Source organism: Micromonospora echinaurantiaca (genome assembly GCF_900090235.1).
In the GTDB taxonomy this organism is placed as follows: domain Bacteria; phylum Actinomycetota; class Actinomycetes; order Mycobacteriales; family Micromonosporaceae; genus Micromonospora; species Micromonospora echinaurantiaca.
The window spans coordinates 6,203,708-6,224,866 of the sequence record NZ_LT607750.1 but is presented as its reverse complement, the minus strand read 5'-3'; the positions used below and the strand labels follow the sequence as shown (position 1 = coordinate 6,224,866).

Annotated in this window: 23 protein-coding genes; 12 read left to right on the top strand and 11 right to left on the bottom strand. The window is 73.5% G+C overall.

Annotated features, from left to right (window positions below; translation table 11 throughout):
• The first annotated feature begins 157 nt into the window (after positions 1–157).
• Together GA0070609_RS28180 and GA0070609_RS28175 are read left to right on the top strand one after the other, a co-directional pair.
• Positions 158–667, top strand: coding sequence for a SigE family RNA polymerase sigma factor (locus GA0070609_RS28180; protein WP_157748317.1), 510 nt, complete (start codon positions 158–160; stop codon positions 665–667).
• The gene (locus tag GA0070609_RS28175) at positions 664–1,500 is read left to right on the top strand and encodes a hypothetical protein (RefSeq protein WP_157748316.1); all 837 of its coding nucleotides are present in this window, start codon (positions 664–666) and stop codon (positions 1,498–1,500) included. Before GA0070609_RS28180 ends, GA0070609_RS28175 begins: the two co-directional genes overlap by 4 nt.
• A gap of 39 nt (positions 1,501–1,539) precedes the next feature.
• Here the strand turns inward: GA0070609_RS28175 and GA0070609_RS28170 are convergent, their stop codons facing one another.
• The 4 genes from GA0070609_RS28170 to GA0070609_RS28155 form a co-directional block, all read right to left on the bottom strand.
• Positions 1,540–2,301: a LytR/AlgR family response regulator transcription factor gene (locus tag GA0070609_RS28170; protein WP_088998013.1), complete on the bottom strand. Its 762-nt coding sequence runs from the start codon at positions 2,299–2,301 to the stop codon at positions 1,540–1,542.
• Between the two features lie 76 nt (positions 2,302–2,377).
• Positions 2,378–3,598 carry a sensor histidine kinase gene (locus tag GA0070609_RS28165; protein ID WP_088996589.1) on the bottom strand — a complete coding sequence of 407 codons (1,221 nt, stop codon included), beginning with the start codon at positions 3,596–3,598 and terminating at the stop codon, positions 2,378–2,380.
• 39 nt (positions 3,599–3,637) lie between these two features.
• A complete protein-coding gene (locus GA0070609_RS28160; RefSeq protein ID WP_088996588.1) occupies positions 3,638–5,209 on the bottom strand; it encodes a sugar transferase in 1,572 nt (523 codons plus the stop codon).
• Positions 5,210–5,472: 263 nt separating this feature from the next.
• Positions 5,473–6,333, bottom strand: coding sequence for an Fpg/Nei family DNA glycosylase (locus GA0070609_RS28155; protein ID WP_088996587.1), 861 nt, complete (start codon positions 6,331–6,333; stop codon positions 5,473–5,475).
• Between the two features lie 24 nt (positions 6,334–6,357).
• Between GA0070609_RS28155 and GA0070609_RS28150 the strand changes: the two genes are divergently transcribed.
• On the top strand, positions 6,358–7,626 hold the full coding sequence (locus GA0070609_RS28150) for a glycosyltransferase family 4 protein (RefSeq protein WP_088996586.1): 1,269 nt from the start codon (positions 6,358–6,360) through the stop codon (positions 7,624–7,626).
• 134 nt (positions 7,627–7,760) lie between these two features.
• Here the strand turns inward: GA0070609_RS28150 and GA0070609_RS28145 are convergent, their stop codons facing one another.
• From GA0070609_RS28145 to GA0070609_RS28125, 5 genes are all read right to left on the bottom strand, one after another.
• Positions 7,761–8,483 carry a CDP-alcohol phosphatidyltransferase family protein gene (locus GA0070609_RS28145; RefSeq protein WP_088996585.1) on the bottom strand — a complete coding sequence of 241 codons (723 nt, stop codon included), beginning with the start codon at positions 8,481–8,483 and terminating at the stop codon, positions 7,761–7,763.
• A complete protein-coding gene (locus tag GA0070609_RS28140; protein WP_088996584.1) occupies positions 8,458–9,525 on the bottom strand; it encodes an iron-containing alcohol dehydrogenase family protein in 1,068 nt (355 codons plus the stop codon). The genes GA0070609_RS28145 and GA0070609_RS28140 overlap by 26 nt, the downstream gene beginning before the upstream one ends.
• Entirely contained in the window at positions 9,513–10,244 is a 732-nt protein-coding gene (locus GA0070609_RS28135) for a phosphocholine cytidylyltransferase family protein (protein WP_088996583.1), read from the bottom strand. The genes GA0070609_RS28140 and GA0070609_RS28135 overlap by 13 nt, the downstream gene beginning before the upstream one ends.
• A 111-nt stretch (positions 10,245–10,355) precedes the next feature.
• Entirely contained in the window at positions 10,356–11,126 is a 771-nt protein-coding gene (locus GA0070609_RS28130; protein WP_088996582.1) for a hypothetical protein, read from the bottom strand.
• Positions 11,123–11,572, bottom strand: a complete 450-nt coding sequence (locus GA0070609_RS28125) for an NUDIX domain-containing protein (RefSeq protein ID WP_109898723.1) — start codon at positions 11,570–11,572, stop codon at positions 11,123–11,125. Before GA0070609_RS28125 ends, GA0070609_RS28130 begins: the two co-directional genes overlap by 4 nt.
• 114 nt (positions 11,573–11,686) lie before the next feature.
• Here GA0070609_RS28125 and GA0070609_RS28120 point away from each other — a divergent pair, with 114 nt between their 5' ends.
• The 3 genes from GA0070609_RS28120 (at position 11,687) to corA (ending at position 14,863) form a co-directional block, all read left to right on the top strand.
• Positions 11,687–12,079, top strand: a complete 393-nt coding sequence (locus tag GA0070609_RS28120) for a CBS domain-containing protein (protein ID WP_088996580.1) — start codon at positions 11,687–11,689, stop codon at positions 12,077–12,079.
• Between the two features lie 196 nt (positions 12,080–12,275).
• The gene (locus GA0070609_RS28115) at positions 12,276–13,370 is read left to right on the top strand and encodes an aminotransferase-like domain-containing protein (RefSeq protein WP_088996579.1); all 1,095 of its coding nucleotides are present in this window, start codon (positions 12,276–12,278) and stop codon (positions 13,368–13,370) included.
• Positions 13,371–13,720: 350 nt separating this feature from the next.
• Positions 13,721–14,863, top strand: a complete 1,143-nt coding sequence (corA, locus tag GA0070609_RS28110) for a magnesium/cobalt transporter CorA (protein WP_088996578.1) — start codon at positions 13,721–13,723, stop codon at positions 14,861–14,863.
• Positions 14,864–14,990: 127 nt separating this feature from the next.
• Here the strand turns inward: corA and GA0070609_RS28105 are convergent, their stop codons facing one another.
• Complete coding sequence (locus GA0070609_RS28105) at positions 14,991–15,779, bottom strand: hypothetical protein (protein ID WP_088996577.1); 789 nt, start codon at positions 15,777–15,779, stop codon at positions 14,991–14,993.
• Between the two features lie 84 nt (positions 15,780–15,863).
• Between GA0070609_RS28105 and GA0070609_RS28100 the strand changes: the two genes are divergently transcribed.
• Both GA0070609_RS28100 and GA0070609_RS28095 read left to right on the top strand, forming a co-directional pair.
• Positions 15,864–16,394 (top strand): peptidylprolyl isomerase, encoded by a 531-nt coding sequence (locus GA0070609_RS28100; RefSeq protein ID WP_088996576.1) that lies wholly within the window; start codon positions 15,864–15,866, stop codon positions 16,392–16,394.
• A 90-nt stretch (positions 16,395–16,484) separates the two neighbouring features.
• Positions 16,485–17,396 carry a rhomboid family intramembrane serine protease gene (locus GA0070609_RS28095; RefSeq protein ID WP_088996575.1) on the top strand — a complete coding sequence of 304 codons (912 nt, stop codon included), beginning with the start codon at positions 16,485–16,487 and terminating at the stop codon, positions 17,394–17,396.
• A gap of 56 nt (positions 17,397–17,452) precedes the next feature.
• Here the strand turns inward: GA0070609_RS28095 and GA0070609_RS28090 are convergent, their stop codons facing one another.
• Entirely contained in the window at positions 17,453–17,878 is a 426-nt protein-coding gene (locus tag GA0070609_RS28090; protein WP_088996574.1) for a PH domain-containing protein, read from the bottom strand.
• 89 nt (positions 17,879–17,967) lie between these two features.
• Here GA0070609_RS28090 and GA0070609_RS28085 point away from each other — a divergent pair, with 89 nt between their 5' ends.
• The 4 genes from GA0070609_RS28085 to GA0070609_RS28070 all read left to right on the top strand — a co-directional run bounded on the left by GA0070609_RS28085 (position 17,968) and on the right by GA0070609_RS28070 (position 21,103).
• Positions 17,968–19,140: a thiolase family protein gene (locus GA0070609_RS28085; RefSeq protein WP_088996573.1), complete on the top strand. Its 1,173-nt coding sequence runs from the start codon at positions 17,968–17,970 to the stop codon at positions 19,138–19,140.
• Between the two features lie 121 nt (positions 19,141–19,261).
• A complete protein-coding gene (locus tag GA0070609_RS28080; RefSeq protein ID WP_088996572.1) occupies positions 19,262–19,480 on the top strand; it encodes a hypothetical protein in 219 nt (72 codons plus the stop codon).
• A gap of 81 nt (positions 19,481–19,561) precedes the next feature.
• Positions 19,562–20,482 (top strand): DUF1906 domain-containing protein, encoded by a 921-nt coding sequence (locus tag GA0070609_RS28075; protein WP_088996571.1) that lies wholly within the window; start codon positions 19,562–19,564, stop codon positions 20,480–20,482.
• Between the two features lie 108 nt (positions 20,483–20,590).
• Positions 20,591–21,103 carry a hypothetical protein gene (locus tag GA0070609_RS28070; RefSeq protein WP_088996570.1) on the top strand — a complete coding sequence of 171 codons (513 nt, stop codon included), beginning with the start codon at positions 20,591–20,593 and terminating at the stop codon, positions 21,101–21,103.
• Positions 21,104–21,159 lie beyond the last annotated feature (56 nt).

Here is a 21,159-nt window from a genome sequence, read left to right as displayed (position 1 = left end):
CGGCCGGCCGCACGGCTGTGCGGTGCGGCGGGCCCGCTCCGACCGCCCGGCCGGACCGGACACACGGTCGGAGCGGTCGGTGTGGCCGGCCGTGCAACCTCGACGGAACACCGCTGCGTCGTACCGCCGTGATGGTCAGCGAAGAGGGAACAGCGCGGTGAGGCGGGCCGACGAGGACGACTTCCAGGCCTTCGTCGCCGAGCGGATGGATCGGTGGCGGCGCAGCGCGTACCTGCTCTGCCAGGACTGGCACACCGCCGACGACGTGGTCTCGGTGGCGGTCGCCAAGCTCTACCGCAACTGGCGCCGGGTGAACCGGGCGGAGAATCGCGAGGCGTACGCCCAACGCGTGCTCACCCGCTGCTGGCTCGACGAGCGGCGCCGCCCCTGGCACAACCGGGAGCAGTCCTGGGCGGCGGTGCCGGACCCGGCCGGCGTGACACCGGAGACGGTGACCGACCGGGACGGGCTCGCCGCGCTGCTGCGTTCGCTGGCGCCGAAGCAGCGGGCAGTGCTCGTCCTGCGCTTCTACCTCGACTACTCGGTCGACGAGACCGCCCGGATGCTCGGCATCACCACCGGCACCGTCAAGAGCCAGTCGGCGCGCGGGTTGGCGAACCTGCGCACCGCCGTCGACGGCCACTTCCAGACCGGAGGCACCCGATGAGTCACCAGTTGTTCGACGAGTTGATCGGCACGCCGCCGCCGGCCCGGGTGGACGTTGCGGGCATCGTCCGGCGGGAACGGCGGGCCCGGGCCGCCCGGCGACTTGCCGGCTCGCTGGCCGCCGTGCTGGCCCTGGCGCTGGCCGGCGGCGTCGGGATGGCCGCGGGTGGTGGGCAGCCGGGCCGGGCGCCGGTCCCGCCGCAGGCGGCGGCCTCCTCGCCCGCCCCGCCGGACACCCGGTTCCGGCTGGTCTTCGACACCCCTGAGAGCGCCGATGCCAGCGCGAAGCGGCTGAGCCGGGAGTTCGAGACGGCGCTGCGTGAGGTGGCGCCCGGTGCCCGGTGGTTCTGGATCCCGGACAGCGTCGACGAACCCCGGAAGCCGGACGGACAGCCGCCCACCTTCAGCCACAACGGCAGCGACGACTTCGTGTACGGCGGATCCGGGGTGGTCTACCGGGGCCGGAAGGGCCCACTCGGCGTCTCCATCTCCCCGGACGTGTTCGACAGCGCCGGATCCGGTCAACCCGCCGGGTACCACTGGCCGTGCGAACTGCCGCCGGGCCACGGGGACCGCCGGTACGACCGGGTGTGCGATGAGGGCACGACCCCGAGCGGGTTCCGGATGAAGGTCGAGACGCTCACCGGCAAGCGGAACGGCAGCGTGCAGCACATCGTCTCGATCCAGCTGCCCGGAAACCGGGCCTTCGACGCGAGCATCAGCAACATGGTGGGGGTCGACGAGCAGGCCGTCGCGGCCCAGCCGGAAGCGCCGCTGTCCGCCGAGGAGCTGACGGCGCTGGCGGTACGGATCGCCGAGCAGATCAAGGCCTGACGACGGCGGGCCCGCGGACGGGCGGGACTGGGGCCGGGGTCAGCGGTTCCAGTCCTGCTTCGCCGCCCGTACCAGCTTGTCCTTCAATTCCCGGGTGTGCCGGCGGCTCACCGGCAGCTCCGTCGAGTCGATCACCACGACGTACCCGGAGTTGACCAGCCGCAGCTCGGCGATCAGCTTCAGCTGCACCAGGTACGACCGGTGGATCCGGACGAAACCGGCGTCCGCCCAGCGCTCGGCCAGGGTGGCCAGCGACACCCGGACCAGGTGCGAGCCGTCGGCGGTGTGCAGCCGGGCGTAGTCGCCCTGCGCCTCCACCCAGCGCACCGCCGAGCGGGGCAGCATCCGGGTGGTGCCGGCCAGCTCGATCGGGATGGTCGGGTCCTCCTCGGCCCGGGCCAGCGCGGCCGGGTGCGACGGCACCACCCGGGAGCCGATCACCCGGCGCAGCGATTCGGCCAGCCGTTCGGCCCGGACCGGCTTGCGGACGTAGTCGGTGGCGCCCAGGTCGAACGCGTCCACCGCGCCGTCGTCGTACGCGGTGACGAAGACGATCGCCGGCGGCCGGGCGAACCGGCGCAGCACCCGGGCCAGCTCCATGCCGTCCAGCCCGGGCATCCGGATGTCCAGGAAGACCACGTCCACGTCGCCGTCGCGGAGCACCCGGAGCGCCTCGGTGGCGTCGCCGGCGGTGTGCAGCCGGGCCACCCGGGGATCCGACCGCAGGTGGTACGCCAGCTCGTCGAGCGCCGGCGGCTCGTCGTCGACCGCCAGCACCCGGAGGAACCCGGAGGCGCTCACCGCGCCGCCCCGCTCGCTCACGGCACCGACTCGGTTCGCGACTGCGGGGCTCGCAAACCCAGCTCACTCCTCGCGCTCACGAGCCCGCCCGTACGCCCGGATGGAACTTCGGCACCCGCATGCTCACCTTCGTACCCGAGCCCAGCCCGGTCTCGACGACCAGGCCGAAGCCGTCCCCGAAGACCGACCGGAGCCGCTCGTCGACGTTGGAGAGGCCGACGTGCTGGCCCGGGTCGTCGCCCGGATCGCCGGCCGCCAGCTCGGCGATGCCGGCGGTCAGCGTGGCCGGATCCATTCCCACCCCGTCGTCCTCCACCGTGATGTGGCACTCGGCGCCCGCGTCCCGGGCCTCGATGCTCACCATGCCCGTGCCGGGCTTGCGGGACAACCCGTGCCGGACGGCATTCTCCACCAGCGGTTGCAGGCAGAGGAACGGCAGCGTCACCGGCAGCACCTCCGGGGCGATCTGCAGACGAACCTGGAGCCGGTCGCCGAACCGGGCCCGCTCGATGGTCAGGTAGCGGTCGATCGAGCGCAGCTCCTCGGCCAGCGTGGTGAACTCGCCGTGCGCCCGGAACGAGTAGCGGGTGAACTCGGCGAACTCCAGGATCAGCTCCCGGGCCCGCTCCGGGTCGGTGCGGACGAACGAACCGATCGCGGTCAGCGCGTTGTAGATGAAGTGCGGGCTGATCTGGGCCCGCAGCGCCCGGATCTCGGCCCGGACCAGCCGCTCCCGGGACGAGTCCAGCTCGGCGAGCGCGAGCTGGTTGCCGGCCCAGTGCGCGGTCTCCAGGGTGGCCTGCACCAGCCCGGGCGCGGGCGCGCCGTCGGCGATCGCGAGCAGCGCACCGACCACCCGACCGTCCGGGCCGGCCAGCGGCGCCACCACCGCGCCGCGGACCGGACAGTCGACCCGGTCGCAGTGCAGCTCCGCGCCGCCGAGCACGGTCGAGCGCCCGGCCGCCACCGCCCGCCGGGCCGCCGCGAGCAGTTGATCGCCGTGGTGCCCGCCCCGACCGTCCAGGGCGAGCAGCTCCGCCCGGTCGGTCAGCGCCAGCCCGACCGCGCCCACCAGGGCGCGCAGGTGGCGTACGGCCTTCGCCGCGTTCGCCGCGCTCAGCCCGGCCCGCAGCGGCTCGGCGGCCAGCCCGGCGGTGTGCAGCACCTCGTAGGTGGCCCGCTGGGTGGCGGTGGCGATGCCCCGCCGGCCGCGCAGCCGGACCACCGCGAACAGGGCCGCGGCCAGCGCGGTGACCAGCGAGACGACGCCGAAGACGGCGGAGAGGTTGCCACCCACGCCCAGATCCTGTCGGCTCCGGACCCCGACGCCAAGAGGTCAGTACGCGCCCTTGCGGGCGAGCACCACGCCGACCGTGCGCCACAGGATGCTCAGGTCGTACGCCAGCGACCAGTTGTCGACGTAGTAGAGGTCGAGCCGGACCGCCTCGTCCCAGGAGAGGTCGGAGCGGCCGGAGACCTGCCAGAGCCCGGTCATGCCGGGGCGGACCAGCAGCCGGCGGCGTACGTCGCCCAGGAAGTCGCCGTCGTCGGCGGGCAGCGGACGCGGCCCGACCAGCGACATCTCGCCCCAGAGCACGTTGATCAGCTGCGGCAGCTCGTCGAGCGAGGTGGCCCGCAGGAAGCGCCCCACCGGGAAGACCCGCGGGTCCTGCTTCATCTTGAACAGCATGCCGTCGGTCTCGTTCTGGTCGACCAGGCTGGCCAGCCGTTCCTCGGCGTCGACGTACATGGTCCGGAACTTCCACACCCGGAAGGTGCGCCCCTCGTGGCCCACCCGCGGCTGGCGGAAGAAGACCGGGCCGGGGTCGGAGATCCGGATGGCGATCGCGATGGCCGCGAAGACCGGGATCAGCAGCAGCAGCCCGAGCCCGGCGGCGACCCGGTCCATCAGGTTCTTGGCCAGCAGCGCCGGCCCGGACAGGGTCGGCTCCTCGACGTGCAGCAGCGGCAGGCCCTCGATCGGGCGGATGTGCACCCGGGGACCGGCGATGTCGGTCAGCTGCGGCGCGACGACCAGGTCGACGCCGGAGCCCTCCAACTGCCAGGCCAGCCGGCGCAGCTCACCCGGCTCGGCGCTGGCCGAGCCGCAGACCGCGATGGTGTCGCCACCGACCTCGCGGACCAGGGCGAGCACGTCGCGGCCCGCGTACACCGGGACCGGGGTCTGCATGCCCCGGGCGGCCGCGTAGCCGTCGGTGACGTGGATGGCGACCGGCATCAGCCCGGCCGCCGGGTTGCGGGTGACCGCGGTGTAGACCTCGAGGCATTCCGGCAGGGTGCCAACCAGCACCATCCGGTGCCCGGCCTGGCCGATGTTGCGCCGGACCACGTGCAGCACGAAGCGGCAGAGGATCCGGTTCAGCAGGATCAACATCAACGCCGCGAGCAGGGCGGTGCCGACGGTGTACCGGGACAGGTCGGTCTTGGTGGCGAAGGCGAGGAAGGAGACCGTGGCGGCGACCGCCACGCCGGCCCGGATCACCCGCTTGAACTCGTCCGGCCCGAGGCCCAGGTAGCGCCGGTCGTAGGCGCGGTTGCCCCAGAGGATCACCACCCAGCCGAGTGGCAGCAGCAGGAAGGCCACGGTGTGGAACCAGGTCGGGTCCTGCTCCGCGTTGTAGAAGCCGGCCCGGGACTGGTCGAAGGCCTGGATGGCGATCAGGCTGGCCACCGCCGCCGCCGCGAAGTCGAGCAGCAGCAGCAGGGCGATGTAGGGACGGTGCCAGCGCGACACCCGGCGACGGGCGCGGGCCCACGCCGAACGTGGTACGCCGTTGTGGGACGGCGGCGCCGGCGGCTGGATCTCGAAGCTGTCGACGTGCCGCACGAGTTTGCTCCGGCCTTCGTTGGTTACCGGGCGCTGGAGGCTTGTCGTCACCTCACCCATGTCCTCCCGCATGACACGTGCCGCTCACTCGCCGTGAGGGCCCGGGTCGCCCACCGTCCCAGTCTCCCACGCGGCACCCACCCGGACGCCGGCCCGGAGGACATTGCGCCTGGCTGGTGCGGCTGGGATCTGGCCGGCTCCGTGCCCTTTGGAAGCCGGGGACCGAGCCACTATACCGATGGATGGCCACCCTGGAAGAGCCTCGGACCGGAGGTTCGGCGATGGAAGTCCGATTCCTCTCCGTAACCAAGACGTGGTGTTACTCACCGTACAAGCCGCGACAACCGTCGGTCAGCCAGCGGCTTGCCGCCGGTCTGGCAGGTCGGGCAGTACTGGAGGCTGGAGTCGGCGAAGGACACCTCCCGGACGGTGTCCCCGCAGACCGGGCAGGGCTGCCCGGTGCGGGCGTGCACCTTCAGCCCGGAGCGCTTCTCGCCCTTCAGCTCCGCCGCCTTCTGGCCCAACGACCGGCGTACGGCGTCGCCGAGCACCTGCCGGGTGGCCTCGTGCAGCGCCGCGACCTGATCGTCGGTGAGCCGGTCGGTGATCGCGAACGGGGAGAGCTTCGCCGCGTGCAGGATCTCGTCGGAGTAGGCGTTGCCGACCCCGGCCAGCACCGCCTGGTCGGTCAGCACCCCCTTGACCTGGCCCCGCCGGCTGCGCATCCGGGCGGAGAAGGTGGCCAGGTCGGCGGCGAGCGCGTCCGGGCCGAGTTTGGCCACCCCGGGCACCGTCGCCGGGTCGGTGACCAGGTAGACGGCGAGCTTCTTCTGGGTGCCCGCCTCGGTGAGGTCGAAGCCGGAGCCGTCGTCGAGGCGTACCCGCAGTGCGATCGGTCCCTTGCCGGGGCGCAGCGGCGCCGCGGAGGGGAAGGCCTCCCGGTAGTGCAGCCAGCCCGCCCGGGCCAGGTGGACCACCAGGTGCAGGTCGCCGTCGAGCACCACGTCGAGGAACTTGCCGTGCCGGCGGGCGTCCAGCACCGCGCGCCCGGCCGCCGCGGTCGGCGCCGGGTCGTACGTCTTCAGGGCGCTGATCGCGGCGACCTCCAGCCGGTCGACACGCCGCCCCACCGCGCGCTCGCGCAGGTAGCCCGCGAGCGCCTCAACCTCCGGGAGTTCGGGCATCAGACAACGGTAGCCTTCTTTCCCGTGAGAATCGTGGTGGCGCACAACCGGTACCGGGAAGCCCAGCCGTCCGGCGAGAACACCATCGTCGACGCCGAGATCGCCCAGCTCACCGCGGCGGGCGTCGAGGTGCTGCCGTTCCTGCGCAGCTCGGACGAGATCCCGACGATGCCGAAGACGGCCAAGGCGCTGCTGCCGATCTCCCCGATCTACGCGCCCCGCGCCCAGCAGGAGCTCAGCCGGCTGCTCACCGAGCACCGGCCGGACGTGCTGCACCTGCACAACCCGTACCCGCTGCTCTCGCCCTGGGTGGTGCGCACGGCGCACCGGCACGGCGTGCCGGTGGTGCAGACGGTGCACAACTACCGGCAGGTCTGCTCCTCCGGCCTGTACTTCCGGGACGGGATCATCTGCCAGGACTGCCGGGGGCGGGCGCTGGGCGTGCCCGCGATCGTGCACCGCTGCTACCGGGGGTCGCGGGCGCAGAGCGCCCTGATGGCCACCACGCTGGCGGTGCACCGGGGCACCTGGCGTTCGGTCGACCGGTTCGTGGCGCTCACCTCGGCGGTCGCCGACCACCTGCGCGACTACGGCATCCCGGCGGAACGGATCGTGGTGAAGCCGAACGGCATCCCCGACCCGGGCCGGCCCGCCCCGCTCGGCGAGGGGTTCCTCTTCCTCGGCCGGCTCTCCCCCGAGAAGGGGCTGGACCTGCTGCTGGACGCGTGGCGGCGGCACCCGGACGGCGCGCTCGGCCCGCTGCGCGTGGCCGGCGACGGCGAGCTGCGCCCGCTGGTCGAGGCGGCCGCCGCCGAGCGGGCCGACGTCACCTTCCTCGGCCCGCTGGACCGCGCCGGGGTGCGCGCCGCGCTGGAGTCCAGCGCGGTGGTGCTGGCCACCTCGACCTGGCACGACGTGCTGCCCACGGTGATCATCGAGGCGCTCGCGGCCGGCCGGCCGGTGCTCGGCACCGCCCTCGGCGGCATCCCCTACCTGGTCGGCGCGGACACCCCCCGGGAACCGGCCGGCACCGGGCCGGCGGCGGTCGCCTCCGCCGTCCCCGGCGACGGGATGGCCACCCTGCCGTCCGGCGTGCAGGCGGGCGAGGCGGGCTGGGTGGTGCCGCCGGAGCCGGCCGCCCTGGCCGCCGCGCTGCCGCTGGCGCGGGCAGGCGCCGGGACGCTGTCGGCCGCCGCCCGCGCCCGCTACGAGCGCACCTTCCACCCCGACGTGGTCACCAAGCAGCTCATCGACATCTACGCCAGCGTCACGCGCGCCCCGAACCCCGCCTGACCCCACCCACCCACCCACCCCACGAGCCGGGCGCGCACATTCGGTGAACGAGTGGCTATCCGGCGCTTCTCAGCCCCTCCTTCCGAGAAAGTGCCGCTGCCGGACGTCGTCGGGAGGGTGCAGGGGTCAGGTGGTCAGCGGAGGGAGGCGCGGGCGGAGAAGGCGATGCTGGCCAGCAGGAAGCCGCCGTTGACCACGGTGAAGGCGACGATCACCCAGAACGCCAGGGCGGGGGCGAGCAGCAGCACCAGCGCGGCCACGAAGATCACCGCGCCGTAGTCGCGGACCAGCTTCACCAGGCGTACCGGCAGCGAGGTCGAGGTGACCATGCTCGCCGCGTTCGGGCCGGCCTGCATCACCGAGGTGACCAGGTTGACCATCCAGGTGCCGGCGAAGACCGCCACCAGCCAGGTCGGGGTCGACGGCCGCTGCGCCACCGCGGTCGCCGCCAGCGCGGCCACCAGGGCGATCTGCGCCGCCACGTCGCAGAGCACGTCGACCCGGGCGCCGGCCGCGCTGCCCTGCCCGGTCACCCGGGCGAGCTGCCCGTCGGCGCAGTCCAGGGCGTACGCGACCTGCCAGCCGACCAGCGCGAGCAGCCCGACCACCCAGGCCGGTACGTCCCCGGCGGCGACCGGCCCGGCGAGCGCCACCACGGTGACCGAGGTGGCCAGGCCGAGCACCAGGTTGGTGATGGTCAGCGCGGTGGGGCGCAGCCCGAGCCGCTGGGCGACGAGCGCGAACACCGCGCCCAACCACTGGCTGATCGATTCGCTGAACAGGCCGCCACCCCGGTTCACCCGGTGGAAGTCGGCGACGGTGGGGCGGGGCTCAGCCAAGCTGGTCGCGGATTGCACCGGCGTAGTCTGCCAGCCGTTCCCGCGTCTCGGTAGGCGTCATCGCGAGGTGTTCGAGGATGGTGTAGCGGTCCGGCCGGGTGGCCGGCGCGAACTGCACCGCCTCGGCGAACTGCTCGTCGGTCAGGCCCAGCTCGGTCGGCGTGGTGGCCAGGCCGTGCCGGTGCAGGCAACGGGCGAGCCGGCCGAACCGGTCCAGATCTCCGCGCAGGAAGGTGCAGAAGAGGGCACCGAGCCCCACCTGCTCACCGTGCGAGCCGGTGCCCGGATAGAGCCGGTCGATCGCGTGCGAGATCTCGTGGTCGCCGCCGCTGGCGGGGCGGGTCGACCCGCACACCGAGCTGGCGATGCCGCCCAGGATCAGCGCCTCGGCCAGCGTGGTGAGGAAGCCGTCGTCGGTGATCTTGCCCGGGTGGTTGAGCAGCGCCTCGGCGCCGGTGCGGGCCAGCGTCACGGCGAGCCCGTCGATCGGCTCGCCGCGCACCTCGTGGGCGAGTTCCCAGTCGGCGCAGGCGTTCAGGTTGCTCACCGCGTCGCCGATGCCGGCCTGGGTCTGCCGGTCCGGGCCGGTCTCCACGAAGTCGAGGTCGACCATGACCGCGATCGGGATGTGCACCCCGTATGAGCCCTTACCGCCCTCGTGGTCGAGCGAGGCGGTGGGGGAGGCGATGCCGTCGTTGGCCAGGCTGGTCGCCACGGTCACCATCGGGATGCCGTACCGGGTGGCCGCGTACTTGGCGGTGTCGATGGTCTTGCCGCCGCCGATGCCGACCACCGCGTCGTACTGGCGGCGGCGCAGCCGGTCGCCGAGTTCGTTGGCGGCGTCGATGGTGCCGCCCGCGACCGTGAACACGTCGGCCGCGCCGAGCGACGGCCGGCACAGCTCGACGATCTTCTCGCCCTGGCCGGGGCCGACCACCACGGCGACGTCGCCACCGGCGGAGATCCGCCGGTCGGCCAGGAGTGGGCCCAGGTCGGCCACCGCACCCCGCCGGACCTCGATCGCCAGCGGGGTGTTGACCGTACGGGCTAGTAGCGGCACGCGATCTCCCGCGCCCGGGCCAGGTCGGCGTGGTTGTCCACCTCGACCCAGGAGACGTCCCCGATCGGCGCGGCCCGCACCTCGCCGCCCCGGTCGGCGAACTCCTGGTAGCCGTCCTCGTAGTAGAGGTTCGGGTCCCGCCGCCAGGTGGCCTCCAGCGCGTCGGCCAGGGCGTCGGCCACCTGCGGCTCGATCAGCGTCGCGCCGATGTACTCGCCGTACGCCTCACCCGGATCCATGATCTTGGTGATCCGGGTGAGCTGGCCGGCCGCGTCGAAGGTGGTCTTCATCTCCTCCTCGGCCAGCGCCTTGATCGTGTCGATCGCCAGCAGGATGCCCGGCCCGCGCTCGGCCAGCAGCGTCTTCTCCACGCTCACCGGGTGCACGGTGTCGCCGTTGACCAGCAGCACACCCCGGGAGAAGTGCTCCCGGGCCAGCCAGAGCGAGTAGGCGTTGTTCCACTCCTCGGCCTTGTCGTTGTGCACCAGGGTGAGCGTGACGCCGTACCGCTTCTCCAGGTCGGCCTGCCGCTCGCGGACCGCGTCCGCCGCGTAGCCGACCACGATCACGATCTCGGTGAGCCCCACCTCGGCGAGGTTGCGCAGCGCGATGTCCAGGATGGTGGTGTCACCGTCCACCGGCACCAGCGCCTTGGGCAGGGTGTCGGTGTACGGGCGCAGCCGGCGCCCCGCCCCGGCCGCGAGCACCATCCCGATCATTGAGGCGTCCTCCCTCGTACGACTCCCGGTCACCGGTGGAGGATAGCGCCGCGTGACCGGCCGACCGTGGCCAACCGGCGCACCGGCGCCGGCCTCGGGGTCTGCCGCCGCTCAGCCGGGCAGCGCCGCCAGGTCGGCGAGCATGGTCAGCCGCTCCTCGGCGGTCAGCACCAGGTAGGGCGGGGCGGCGCGGCGGTCGGTCTCCAGCTCGATGGCGAGCCGCTCCGGCCCGGCCGGCAGGGCGGCCACGCTCGACGCGGTGTGCCCGGCGGCGGTCCACGCGGCGGCGTGCGCGTCGGCCCGGTGGTAGCGCAGCGTGCCGAGCCGGTTGAGCAGCAGCACCCCGGGCGGGGTGCCGTCCGGCTCGTACGGCGGCGCCATCGCGGCGAACGCCTCGCCGGTGCCGTCCCCCTCCTCCTCGGCGTGGACCAGCGCGTACGTCAGCAGCCGGCCGAGCGCCTCCACCAGCCGGGCCACCCGCTCCTCGTGCCCGGCCCAGAGCTCCTCGGTGACCTCGCCGTGCACCTGCCACAGCTCGGTCAGGAAGGCCGCCCCGCGATCGGTGGCGGAGAGCCCGCCGTCCGGCCGGCGGTGGATCATCCCGTACGCGACCTGCTTGTCCAGCGCCCGCTGGCAGGCGGCCGGGTCGCGGTACCGGGTGACCGCGGCGAACCCCGCGCCGTCCACGCTGCCGCCGGGCACCGCGAGCCGGGTGCGGAACTCCACCAGGAACCCGGTCGCGGCGGGCCCGCCGTAACGCTGGCTGAGTTCGGCGCCGCCGCCGTCGCGGCCGGCCAGCATGGCGGCGACGAAGACCCGGTCGACCGCCGGGGCCACCAGCCCGGCGAACCGGTGCGGCGGCAGCTCGACGGCGTCGCTCACAGACCGATCGAGCGCAGGGCGGCGAAGGCCTCCTCGGCGATCCGCCGGATCAACCCGTCGTTGACGTCGCGGTGCTCGTCGAGCACGGCCAGCTCGTCGGCGCGCAGCCAGCGGAACTCGGTGTGCTTGCCCGCCTCCAGCCGGGGCCGGGCCAGGTCGCCGTCGACCCGGACCAGCCAGTCGCTCTCCACCCGGGGCAGGCCGTCGTCGCCGACGTAGCGGTACTCGCCGACCGGGCCGAGCACGTGCGAGACGGTCCAGCCGGTCTCCTCGGTCACCTCGCGGCGCAACGCGTCGTCGACGTCCTCGCCGGGCTCCAGGTGACCCCCGACGATGTCCCAACAGTTGGGAAAGAGGCGCCGGTCGGCGGACCGCCGCTGAAAGAAGAGGCGGCCGTCGTCGTCGACGATCAGGGCGCCGGCGCAGCGCAGGGGCTCGGTGGACACGCCACGACAGTAGCGAGCGGTCGGGCCTGGCGGCGATGCCCGGTCTTGTCCCGGAAACATCCGGGGTCCACGATGTCCGTACCGGGTGCCACCGTCCCATAGGGGTGATGCGTGATGCAGGTTCGGGAAGCGATGTCCAGCCAGGTTCTCGTGGTCGGCCCGGAGCACACGCTCCGGCAGGCGGCCCGGATGATGACGGCCCGCGGTGTCGGGTCGGCGGTCGTGATCGACCCGGACTCCGAAGGGGTCGGAATCATGACGGAACGTGACGTGCTGAAGGCGATCGGTGCCGGGCTGGACTGCGACGTCGAGCGGACCGGTGAGCACCTGACCTGGGACGTCGTCTACGCCGGGCCGGACTGGACGGTGGAGGAGGCGGCCGCCGCGATGGCCCGGGGCGGGTTCCGGCACCTGGTGGTGCTCGACGGCCGCGAGGTGGCCGGGGTCATCTCGGTCCGGGACATCATGCGGGTCTGGGCCGGCAGCCGGATGGTCGGCACCGGCTGAGCCGCGACTCCGCCCGGCGGGCGCCCCGCCGGGCGGGTGAAGGCCCGGTCCCGGTACGCGCAGCACGACCCGCTCGGCCTTCCGGTCCGACTTGCCGGCCACCGGTTGACGCAGGTCACCCGACCCGGTGGCTCAGGATGCGGACATCGCCGTGCCGTCCGCGCGCACCCCGCCGCCGCCCGTACGCTGAACAGCCATGACCGCCGAGCAGCTGATCTCCTTCGCCCGTGGCGCTCCCTCGTTGGACATCGTCGATGTCGAGGGGCTCAAGGCCGCCGCCGTCCGCGCGTTCGACGCCGACCCCGCCGGGGTGACGGCGTACGGCACCTCCGTCGGCTACCTCCCGCTGCGCGAGTGGATCGCCGCGAAGCACGGGGTGCGGCCCGAGCAGGTGCTGGTGACCAACGGCTCGTTGCAGGCCGACGCGTTCCTCTTCGACCACCTGGTGCGCCCCGGTGACGCGGTGGTGGTCGAACGGCCGACGTACGACCGGACCCTGCTCAACCTCAAGCGGATGGGCAGTGAGCTGCACGGTGTCACCATCCAGCCGGACGGCCTGGACACCGCCGAGCTGCGCAAGCTGCTGGAGTCGGGGGTGCGCCCGCGACTGGCCCACGTCATCCCGAACTACCAGAACCCGGCCGGCGTGACGCTCTCCCTGGAGAAGCGGCGCGAGCTGCTCGACCTCGCCGCCGAGTACGGGTTCACCATCTTCGAGGACGACCCGTACGCCGACATCCGGTTCCGGGGCGAGCCGCTGCCGTCGATGCTGTCGCTGGACACCCGCGGTGTCGTGGTACACGCCTCCAGCTTCACCAAGACCGTCTGCCCCGGGGTGCGGGTCGGCTACCTGGTCGGGCCGGCGGATTTGATCGCCGACATCGCCAAGAACGCGACCAGCCTCTACATCTCGCCCGGCATGGTCTCCGAGGCGATCGTGCACCAGTTCTGCGTCTCCGGCGACATCGACCGCTCGATCGAGACCGTCCGCGCCGCGCTCGGCGAGCGGGCCCGGGTGCTCGCCGAGTCGCTGCGCCGGCACATCCCGGAGGCACGCTTCGTCGAGCCGGACGGCGGCTACTTCCTCTGGATCGAGTTGCCCGAGGACGTGCTGGTCGACCGGCTCGCCCCGGCCGCCGCCGAGCGCGGGGTGGCCGTGGTCAAGGGCAGCGACTTCGTCGTCGAGGGCGGGCAGCACGCCCTCCGGCTGGCGTTCTCGGCGGTCACCGCCGACCGGATCGACGAGGGTGTCCGGCGGCTGGCCGAGGCGGTCGCGGCCGTCCGGAGCTGATTTCTGTCGGGTTTCCGACAGTAAAGCGATACCGGCCGTCCCGGTACTCCCACCGGGGCGGCCGGCGGCCCACAATGCTGCGAGCGTCATTCACCACCCGTAGCGGAGATCCGTCTCGCGCGAGGCTCCCGCGCCGACCGGCGCGTACGCGGGCCACCCGAGCCGCCGTCACGGTGAGTGGCGTGACCAGCACAATCCCTGCCCCCAAGGGTGCCGGGTGGGCCGTGTCGTCCCTCACCCCCCGATGCGGCCCGGCCCGCCCGGCGCCACCCCCACCTGATCGTCACGGGCGGTGACCGGCGCGGCGGCGTAACCTGCAAGCCGCAGCGGAGCGTGGGAAGGGGGGCACGATGACGGACCGGGTCGAGCGGGTGGCGCCGCCGAGCGCCGGCCGGGTGCTCAAGCCCCGGGCCTGGGTGGCACCGGTACGGGCGATGGCCCGCCGCCGGGGCGCCGACGGTGCCCGCGACGCCGCCCCGCCCAGCGCCCCCGGCCGCAGCGCCGTGGTCGACTGCGCGCTCTACGTCGACGGCCGGCGGCAGCCGGGCGACTGGGACTACGCCGAGGCGCTCCAGGCCGCCCGCGGAGCGGAACACGGCTTCGTCTGGCTCGGGCTGCACGAGCCGTCGCTGGACGAGATGACCGCCATCGCCGCCACCTACGGCCTGCACGAGCTGGCGGTCGAGGACGCGGTCAAGGCCCAGCAGCGGCCCAAGCTGGAGCTCTTCAACGAGGTGAGCTTCCTGGTGCTGCGCACCGCCCGCTACTGCGAGCACGCCGAGCTGACCGAGACCTCCGAGGTGGTCGAGACCGGCCAGGTGATGCTCTTCATCGGCCCGAACTTCCTGATCAGCGTCCGGCACGGGGACGCCTGCCGGCTCTCACCCGTGCGGGCCGACCTGGAGACCAAGCAGGAACTGCTGCTCCAGGGCCCCTGGGCGGTGGCGTACGCGATCACCGACCGGGTGGTGGACCTCTACCTGGAGGTGGCCGACCGGCTGGAGGACGACCTCGACACGCTGGAGGCGGAGGTCTTCGACCGGCAGGCCAGCGGCCGGATCCAGCGGATCTACCAGATGAAGCGGGAACTGGTGGAGTTCAAGCGGGCGGTGACGCCGCTGCAGCGACCGCTGATGACGCTCACCTCGCAGATGAACCGGGACGTGCCCAAGGAGGTGCGCCGCTACTTCCGGGACGTGCAGGACCACCTCAGCCGGACCGTGGAGCAGGTCAACTCCTACGACGACCTGCTCAACTCGATCCTCCAGGCGCGGCTGGCCCAGGTGACGGTCGACCAGAACAACGACATGCGCAAGATCGCCGCGTGGGCGGCCATCGCCGCGGTCTGGACCGCCATCGCCGGCATCTACGGGATGAACTTCGACGTCATGCCCGAGCTGCGGATGACGTACGGCTATCCGGTCGTGCTCGCGCTGATGCTCGCCATCTCGCTCGCCCTCTACCGCTGGTTCCGCCGCAACGGCTGGCTCTGACCAGCCTCGCCGCCGCACCCGCACCCGCACCCGCACCCGGACGCGGAAGCGCCGGCGTCCCGGGGCCATCCCCGTCTCGCCGGCGCTTCCCGCGGTCCCTCCGGTCCGCGGCGCCCTGACCCGTGGGTCAGCGGCGCCCGTTGGTCCGGGCGGTGTTCTTGCTCATCGCCTTGCTCAGGTCGTCGGCCGGCCGACCGGAGACGTCCCGGGCACCCTCGGCCACCGACGGGACCTTGTCGGTCGCCTGGATGGTCGGCTGCTTGCCCGCTGCGGTCGTGGAGGCGCTGTCGTCGCCGGCCATCGCCGAGCTGCCGGCCCCGGCCGGGCCGCCGGTCATGCCCGAGCCGCTGGACATGGTGGACGCGTCGGTCACCCCGCTGCCGCCGCCGGTCTTCACCTCGATGGTGTCGACCTCGTCGCGCATCGGCTCCAGCGTGCGGGTCGGGTCGTACTCGGCCCACTCCTGCTGCTCCCGGCGCCGGCGCAGGGCCATCGCGCCGGCCAGGCCGGCCACCGCGCCGGCGGCGAGCAGACCGGTCATCATGGACCCGCGACGGCGGGGCTGCTTCTTCTTCCCACTGATCCGCATGTTCTTCGCCTTGGCCTTCCTGGTCATCGAGCCTGCCTGCCCGGCACCGTCGCGGGCTGCCGCCGCCAGCGGTGCCAGAGTGGTGAGGGTGGTCCCCCAGCCGGCCGCGGCGCGGTCGCGCACCTTGGCAGCCGTCGGCGCGACGTAGCCCCGGGCTGCCTGGACCCGGGGTCCGACACGCCCGCCGGCACCCTTCGCGGCGAGGTTGGCCGCCTGCACCAGATGGCTGATGCTCTGGTTCAGCTCGGCCCTGGCGAGCTGCCCTTGGGACTTACGCCGCCCGATTCCAAACACGGTCCCACCTCCTGGGAGTTGTTCCTCCGTCATCCTCCACCTTCGGATGCCTCCGCATGGCCAGATCGGGCACATGGGAGGATCCGCATGGAACTGACCGACAAGTGAGGAGTACCCGTGGCCGAGGCTGTCTACGCCACCTTGCACACCAACGCCGGCCCGATCCGGCTGGAGCTCTTCCCCAACCACGCGCCGAAGACCGTCCGCAACTTCGTCGAGCTGGCGCAGGGCAAGCGCGAATACACCGACCCGCGTACCGGCCAGCCGGGCAGCGGTCCGTACTACGACGGCACCATCTCGCACCGGGTGATCGCCGGCTTCATGATCCAGATGGGCGACCCGACCGGCACCGGCCGCGGCGGGCCGGGCTACAAGTTCGCCGACGAGTTCCACCCGGAGCTGCGCTTCGACCGGCCGTACCTGCTGGCGATGGCGAACGCCGGGCCGGGCACCAACGGCTCGCAGTTCTTCATCACCGTCTCGCCGACGCCGCACCTGAACAACCGGCACACCATCTTCGGTCAGGTCGCCGACGAGGCCTCGGCGAAGGTGGTCGACACGATCGCCAACACCCCGACCGGCCCGAGCGACCGGCCGCTGCAGGACGTGGTCATCGAGCGGGTCGAGATCGAGGGCGGCGAGGGCTGAGCGTCGGCGAGGTACCTTTGCTCGCATGACTGAGCGCTCCGGAGGGCGGGCCCGGCGCGGCCGTACGGGCCCGGACGGGGGGTCGGCGCGGTGAGCGAGTCGCCACCGACCACCCCGGTCTGCTACCGGCACCCGGGCCGGCAGACCTACGTCCGCTGCACCCGCTGCGACCGGCCGATCTGCCCGGACTGCATGCGGGAGGCGTCGGTCGGGCACCAGTGCCCGGAGTGCGTCAACGAGGGGCGCCGTAGCGTGCGGCCGGCGCGTACCGCCTTCGGTGGCGGTGCCGCCGGCCGGCACGGCTACGTCACCCGGGCGCTGATCGCGCTGAACGTGCTGCTGATGCTGCTCTCCATCGCCTCCGACCGGGGCGGGGACGCCGCCGTCGGCGGTTCCGGTTTCGGCGGGCTGCTCGGCGGCAGCACCCCGCTCACCGACTGGGGCTCGGTGCTGGGCGGCGCGATCTTCCCCGACGGCACCGTCGGCGGCATCGCCGAGGGCCAGTGGTACCGCCTGCTCACCGCCATGTTCCTGCACTTCGGCGTGGTCCACCTGCTGCTGAACATGTGGGCGCTCTGGGTGCTCGGCCGGTCGCTGGAGGCCAACCTCGGGCCGCTGCGCTTCCTGTCGCTCTACCTGATCGCCGGGTTCGGCGGGAACGTCGCGGCCTACCTGTTCAGCGAGCCGAACGTGACCACCGCCGGCGCCTCCACGGCCATCTTCGGGCTCTTCGCCGCGCTCATCGTGATCGAACGCAAGATGGGCCGGGACATCTCCCAGGTCATCCCGATCCTGGTGATCAACCTGGTCTTCACGCTGACGGTGCCGGGCATCTCCATCCCCGGGCACCTGGGCGGTCTGGTGGTCGGCGCGGCGATGGCGCTGGTGCTGGCGTACGCCCCGCGGTCGCGGCGCTCGCTGGTGCAGTTCGCCGGCGGCGCGGTCCTGGTGCTGGCGCTGCTCGGCCTGGCGCTGGTCCGCACCGCCGCCCTGGTCGGCTGACCGGCCGCTCAGCCCGCCGCGCCGCTCCGACCACCCGGCGGGCGGTCGCGGGCCGCTCAGTCCGCCGGGCGGGCGGCGTGCAGCGCCTCGGCCACCTCGGCCGGCTCGGCGCCCAGGTCGGAGCGCCCAAACAGGTGCAGCGACTCGCCCGCGTCGATCTCCAGCACCTCGTTGGCCAGGCCCAGCCGGCCCCGCCGCTCCACGGTGATCGACTCCACCGTGGCCCAGGGCAGCCGGCGCCGCCCGGCCCAGCCCTCGATCACCGTGAGGCCCTCCGGGTCGACGGCCAGCCGGACCGGGGCGACCACGTCGCGCAGCGCCCAGCCGAGCAGTCCGGCCGCGGCCGACCCGGCGAGCACCAGTTGAACCGGATCTCCCTCGGCGAGAAGCAGCCCGAGCGCCACCAGCGCGAGGGCGCCGGTGGCCTTCAGCACCGGCAGTGCGGCGGGCACCCGCCACTGCCCGGACGACTCTGCTGGCATGCGCCCAGCATGCCAGCGCACCCGGGGGCGGACGACCACCCCGCCGAGGACGTAGGATCGGGAGCGAGCCAAGTTACCGGGGAGTAGACATGAGTGACGCGGTTATCGTCGGCGCCGTACGCACCCCGGTGGGGCGACGCAAGGGCAGCCTGGCCACGGTGCACCCGGTGGACCTGTCGGCGCACGTGCTGCGCGCCCTGGCCGAGCGCACCGGCATCGACCCGGGGCAGGTCGACGACGTGGTCTGGGGCTGTGTGTCGCAGGTCGGCGAGCAGTCGTGGAACATCGCCCGCAACGGCGTGCTGGCCGCCGGCTGGCCCGAGTCGGTGCCCGGCACCACGCTCGACCGGCAGTGCGGCTCCAGCCAGCAGGCGTTGCACTTCGCCGCCGCCACCGTGCTCTCCGGCCAGGCCGACCTGGTGGTCGCCGGTGGCGTGGAGTCGATGACCCGGGTGCCGATGGGCTCCAGCGTGGCCGGCGGGATGCCCTTCAGCGACCAGGTGCGCGACCGCTACCGGGGCGTGGAGGGCTTCGCCGACGAGTCCCCGCTGCCGTTCAACCAGGGCGTCGGGGCCGAGCTGATCGCCCAGCGCTGGCGCTTCTCCCGCACCCAGCTCGACGAGTACGCGCTGGCCAGCCACGAGAAGGCGGCCGCCGCGCAGGACGCCGGCGCGTTCGACGCCGAACTCGCCCCGGTGGCGCTGGCCGACGGCGGCAAGTTCGCCGCCGACGAGGGCATCCGGCGGGACACCTCGCTGGCCAAGCTCGGCGAGCTGGCCACCCCGTTCCGGCCCGACGGTGTGGTCACCGCCGGCTCCGCCTCGCAGATCTCCGACGGCGCGGCGGCGCTCGCCGTCACCACCTCCGAGTGGGCCAGCCGGCACGGCCTGCGCCCGCTGGCCCGGATCCACACCGCCGTGGTCGCCGCCGACGACCCGGTCACCATGCTCACCGCGCCGATCCCGGCCACCGCGAAGGCGCTGCGCCGCGCCGGGCTGGGCATCGAGGAGATCGGGGTGTACGAGGTGAACGAGGCGTTCGCCCCGGTGCCGCTGGCCTGGCTGGCGGAGACCGAGGCGGACCCGGAGCGGCTGAACCCGCGCGGCGGCGCGATCGCGTTGGGTCACCCGCTGGGCGCGTCCGGCGCCCGGATCATGACCACGATGCTCGCCCACATGCGCGACAACGGCATCCGCTACGGCCTGCAGACGATGTGCGAGGGCGGCGGCATGGCCAACGCCACCATCGTCGAGCTGCTCTGACTCCACCGCCCCGGCCGGTCGCCCGCTCCGGTGGCCGGCCCGGGGCGCCCACCGGCCGGGTCGGCCGTCGAGCCGTAACTGGCCTCGCCCGGTCGCCCGGCCACGGCCTGGATCGCCGGGCGTGACCGCCACCTCGACGCCGTACGCCGACTGGGCCGATCCGCACCGGCAGGCCACCGCCCACGACGGGGTGACCGACCAGCTCGGCCGGCACGGCCGCCGGGTGACCGGCCCGGTCGAGCCCCGGATCCGCCCCTGGTCGCTGCCCGGCCACCCGGCCGCCGGGCCCGCCGGCCACCTGCGAGTACGAACTGGACAGTCGGCGGTCGGGCGGGCATGATCCGACCGCGGCGTGCGAGGGTTCCGTACCGATCCGCCCGGTCGCGCCGCCTTCCCGCCGCGTCGTCAGATCGGGAGACCCTTGACGCCCACCGCCATCCGGCCGTCCCTGCGCCGTACCGCCCGACGGCTCCTCGCCGTGGCCGCGGTCGCCACGCTCCTCGCCAGTGCCGCCGTGGTCGACCGGCCGGCTCCGGCGGCCGCCGCCGGCTACACCGGTCCGCACCCGGGCACCTTCACCGGCCTGGGCTTCGACACCTGCGCGGCACCGTCGAACACGGCGATGAAGGCGTGGCTCCAGTCGCCGTACCGGGCGGTGGGCATCTACATCGGCGGGGTCAACCGGGGCTGCGCGCAGGCCAACCTGACGAAGGCATGGGTCAGCACCCAGCAGGCCGCCGGCTGGCGGTTCTTCCCGCTCTACGTCGGACTCCAGGCACCCTGCTCCAGCTACCAGCGTCGGATCGACCCGGCTCGGGCCGCGGTCCAGGGCCGCGAGGCGGCCGACGACGCGGCGACCAGCGCGCGGAACCTGGGGCTCGCCGCGCGGAGCACGATCATCCTGGATCTGGAGCGCTACCCGGCCGGCAACGTCGCGTGCACCGGCGCGGTCGACACCTTCGTGAGTGCCTGGACCGGCCGGCTGCACGAGCACGGTTTCCTGGCCGGCCTGTACACCTCGGTCGAGTCCGCCGGGCTCGCCGACCAGGTGGCCGCCTACGCGCGGCCCGGCTACGCCCGCCCCGACCTGATCGACTTCGCCCGCTGGGACGGCGTCCAGACGGTGTCGGACGAGGCCATCCCGGCGTCCTACTGGCCGAGGCGCCGGATGAAGCAGTACCGGGGCGACCACCATGAGACCTGGGGCGGGGTCCGGATCAACATCGACAGCAACTACCTGGAGCTCGAACAGCCGGCGTACGCGGTCCGTACGGCACAGCCGCAGCTGCGCAGGTACGGCAGCCTGTCCGGGACGCTCCGCCGGCTGACGCCGGCCCGGTGACCGCCGCGCCCGCCCGCCGTCGCACAGGCGGTGCGACTCGGCGTCGTGGAACTTCCAAAACTGTCGTGTGAGCCGCGTCACTCCCGGGTGGCCGTCGTTGGGCAGGGCATGGACGTGTTCTCCCGAACGTTCCTCCCGGCCGCCGCCGAGGCCGGGCTGGCGGCGCAGACCGTCACCCGGCACATGCCCATCTTCCGTCGCTGCGTCGGCTCCGGCGACGCGACCATCCTGGTCAGCCGGTGCAACCGCCCGGACCGCCCGATGGCCGGCGAGTACCTGCTGCTGCTGACCCACCGCCGGCTGGTCGTCACCCAGCAGACCCGGGTGCTGCACCGGCTGCGCCTGCACCTCAACACCGAACTGCGCGAGCTGAGCAACGTCACCTGGAGCCCCGACCCCCGGTTGCACTCGGTCGAGCTGGCCGCCACCGCGATCGACGGGATCCGCGAGCGGTTCGTCATCCGGACCCAGCACCCGAAGCAGGTGTGGCAGCTCGACGCCCTGCTCAACCACGCCTTCCGGACCCGGCTGCGCAGCGCCCGGGAGCGGATCGTGGCGACCATCGGCGAGGCTCCGCCCACCGCCCGGCCGGCCACCCTCCGGCCCGCCACGGTCCGCTGACCACCGGCCGGGGCGGCCCGCCCCGGCGTGTCCTTACCGAATCCGAACATCCGCCG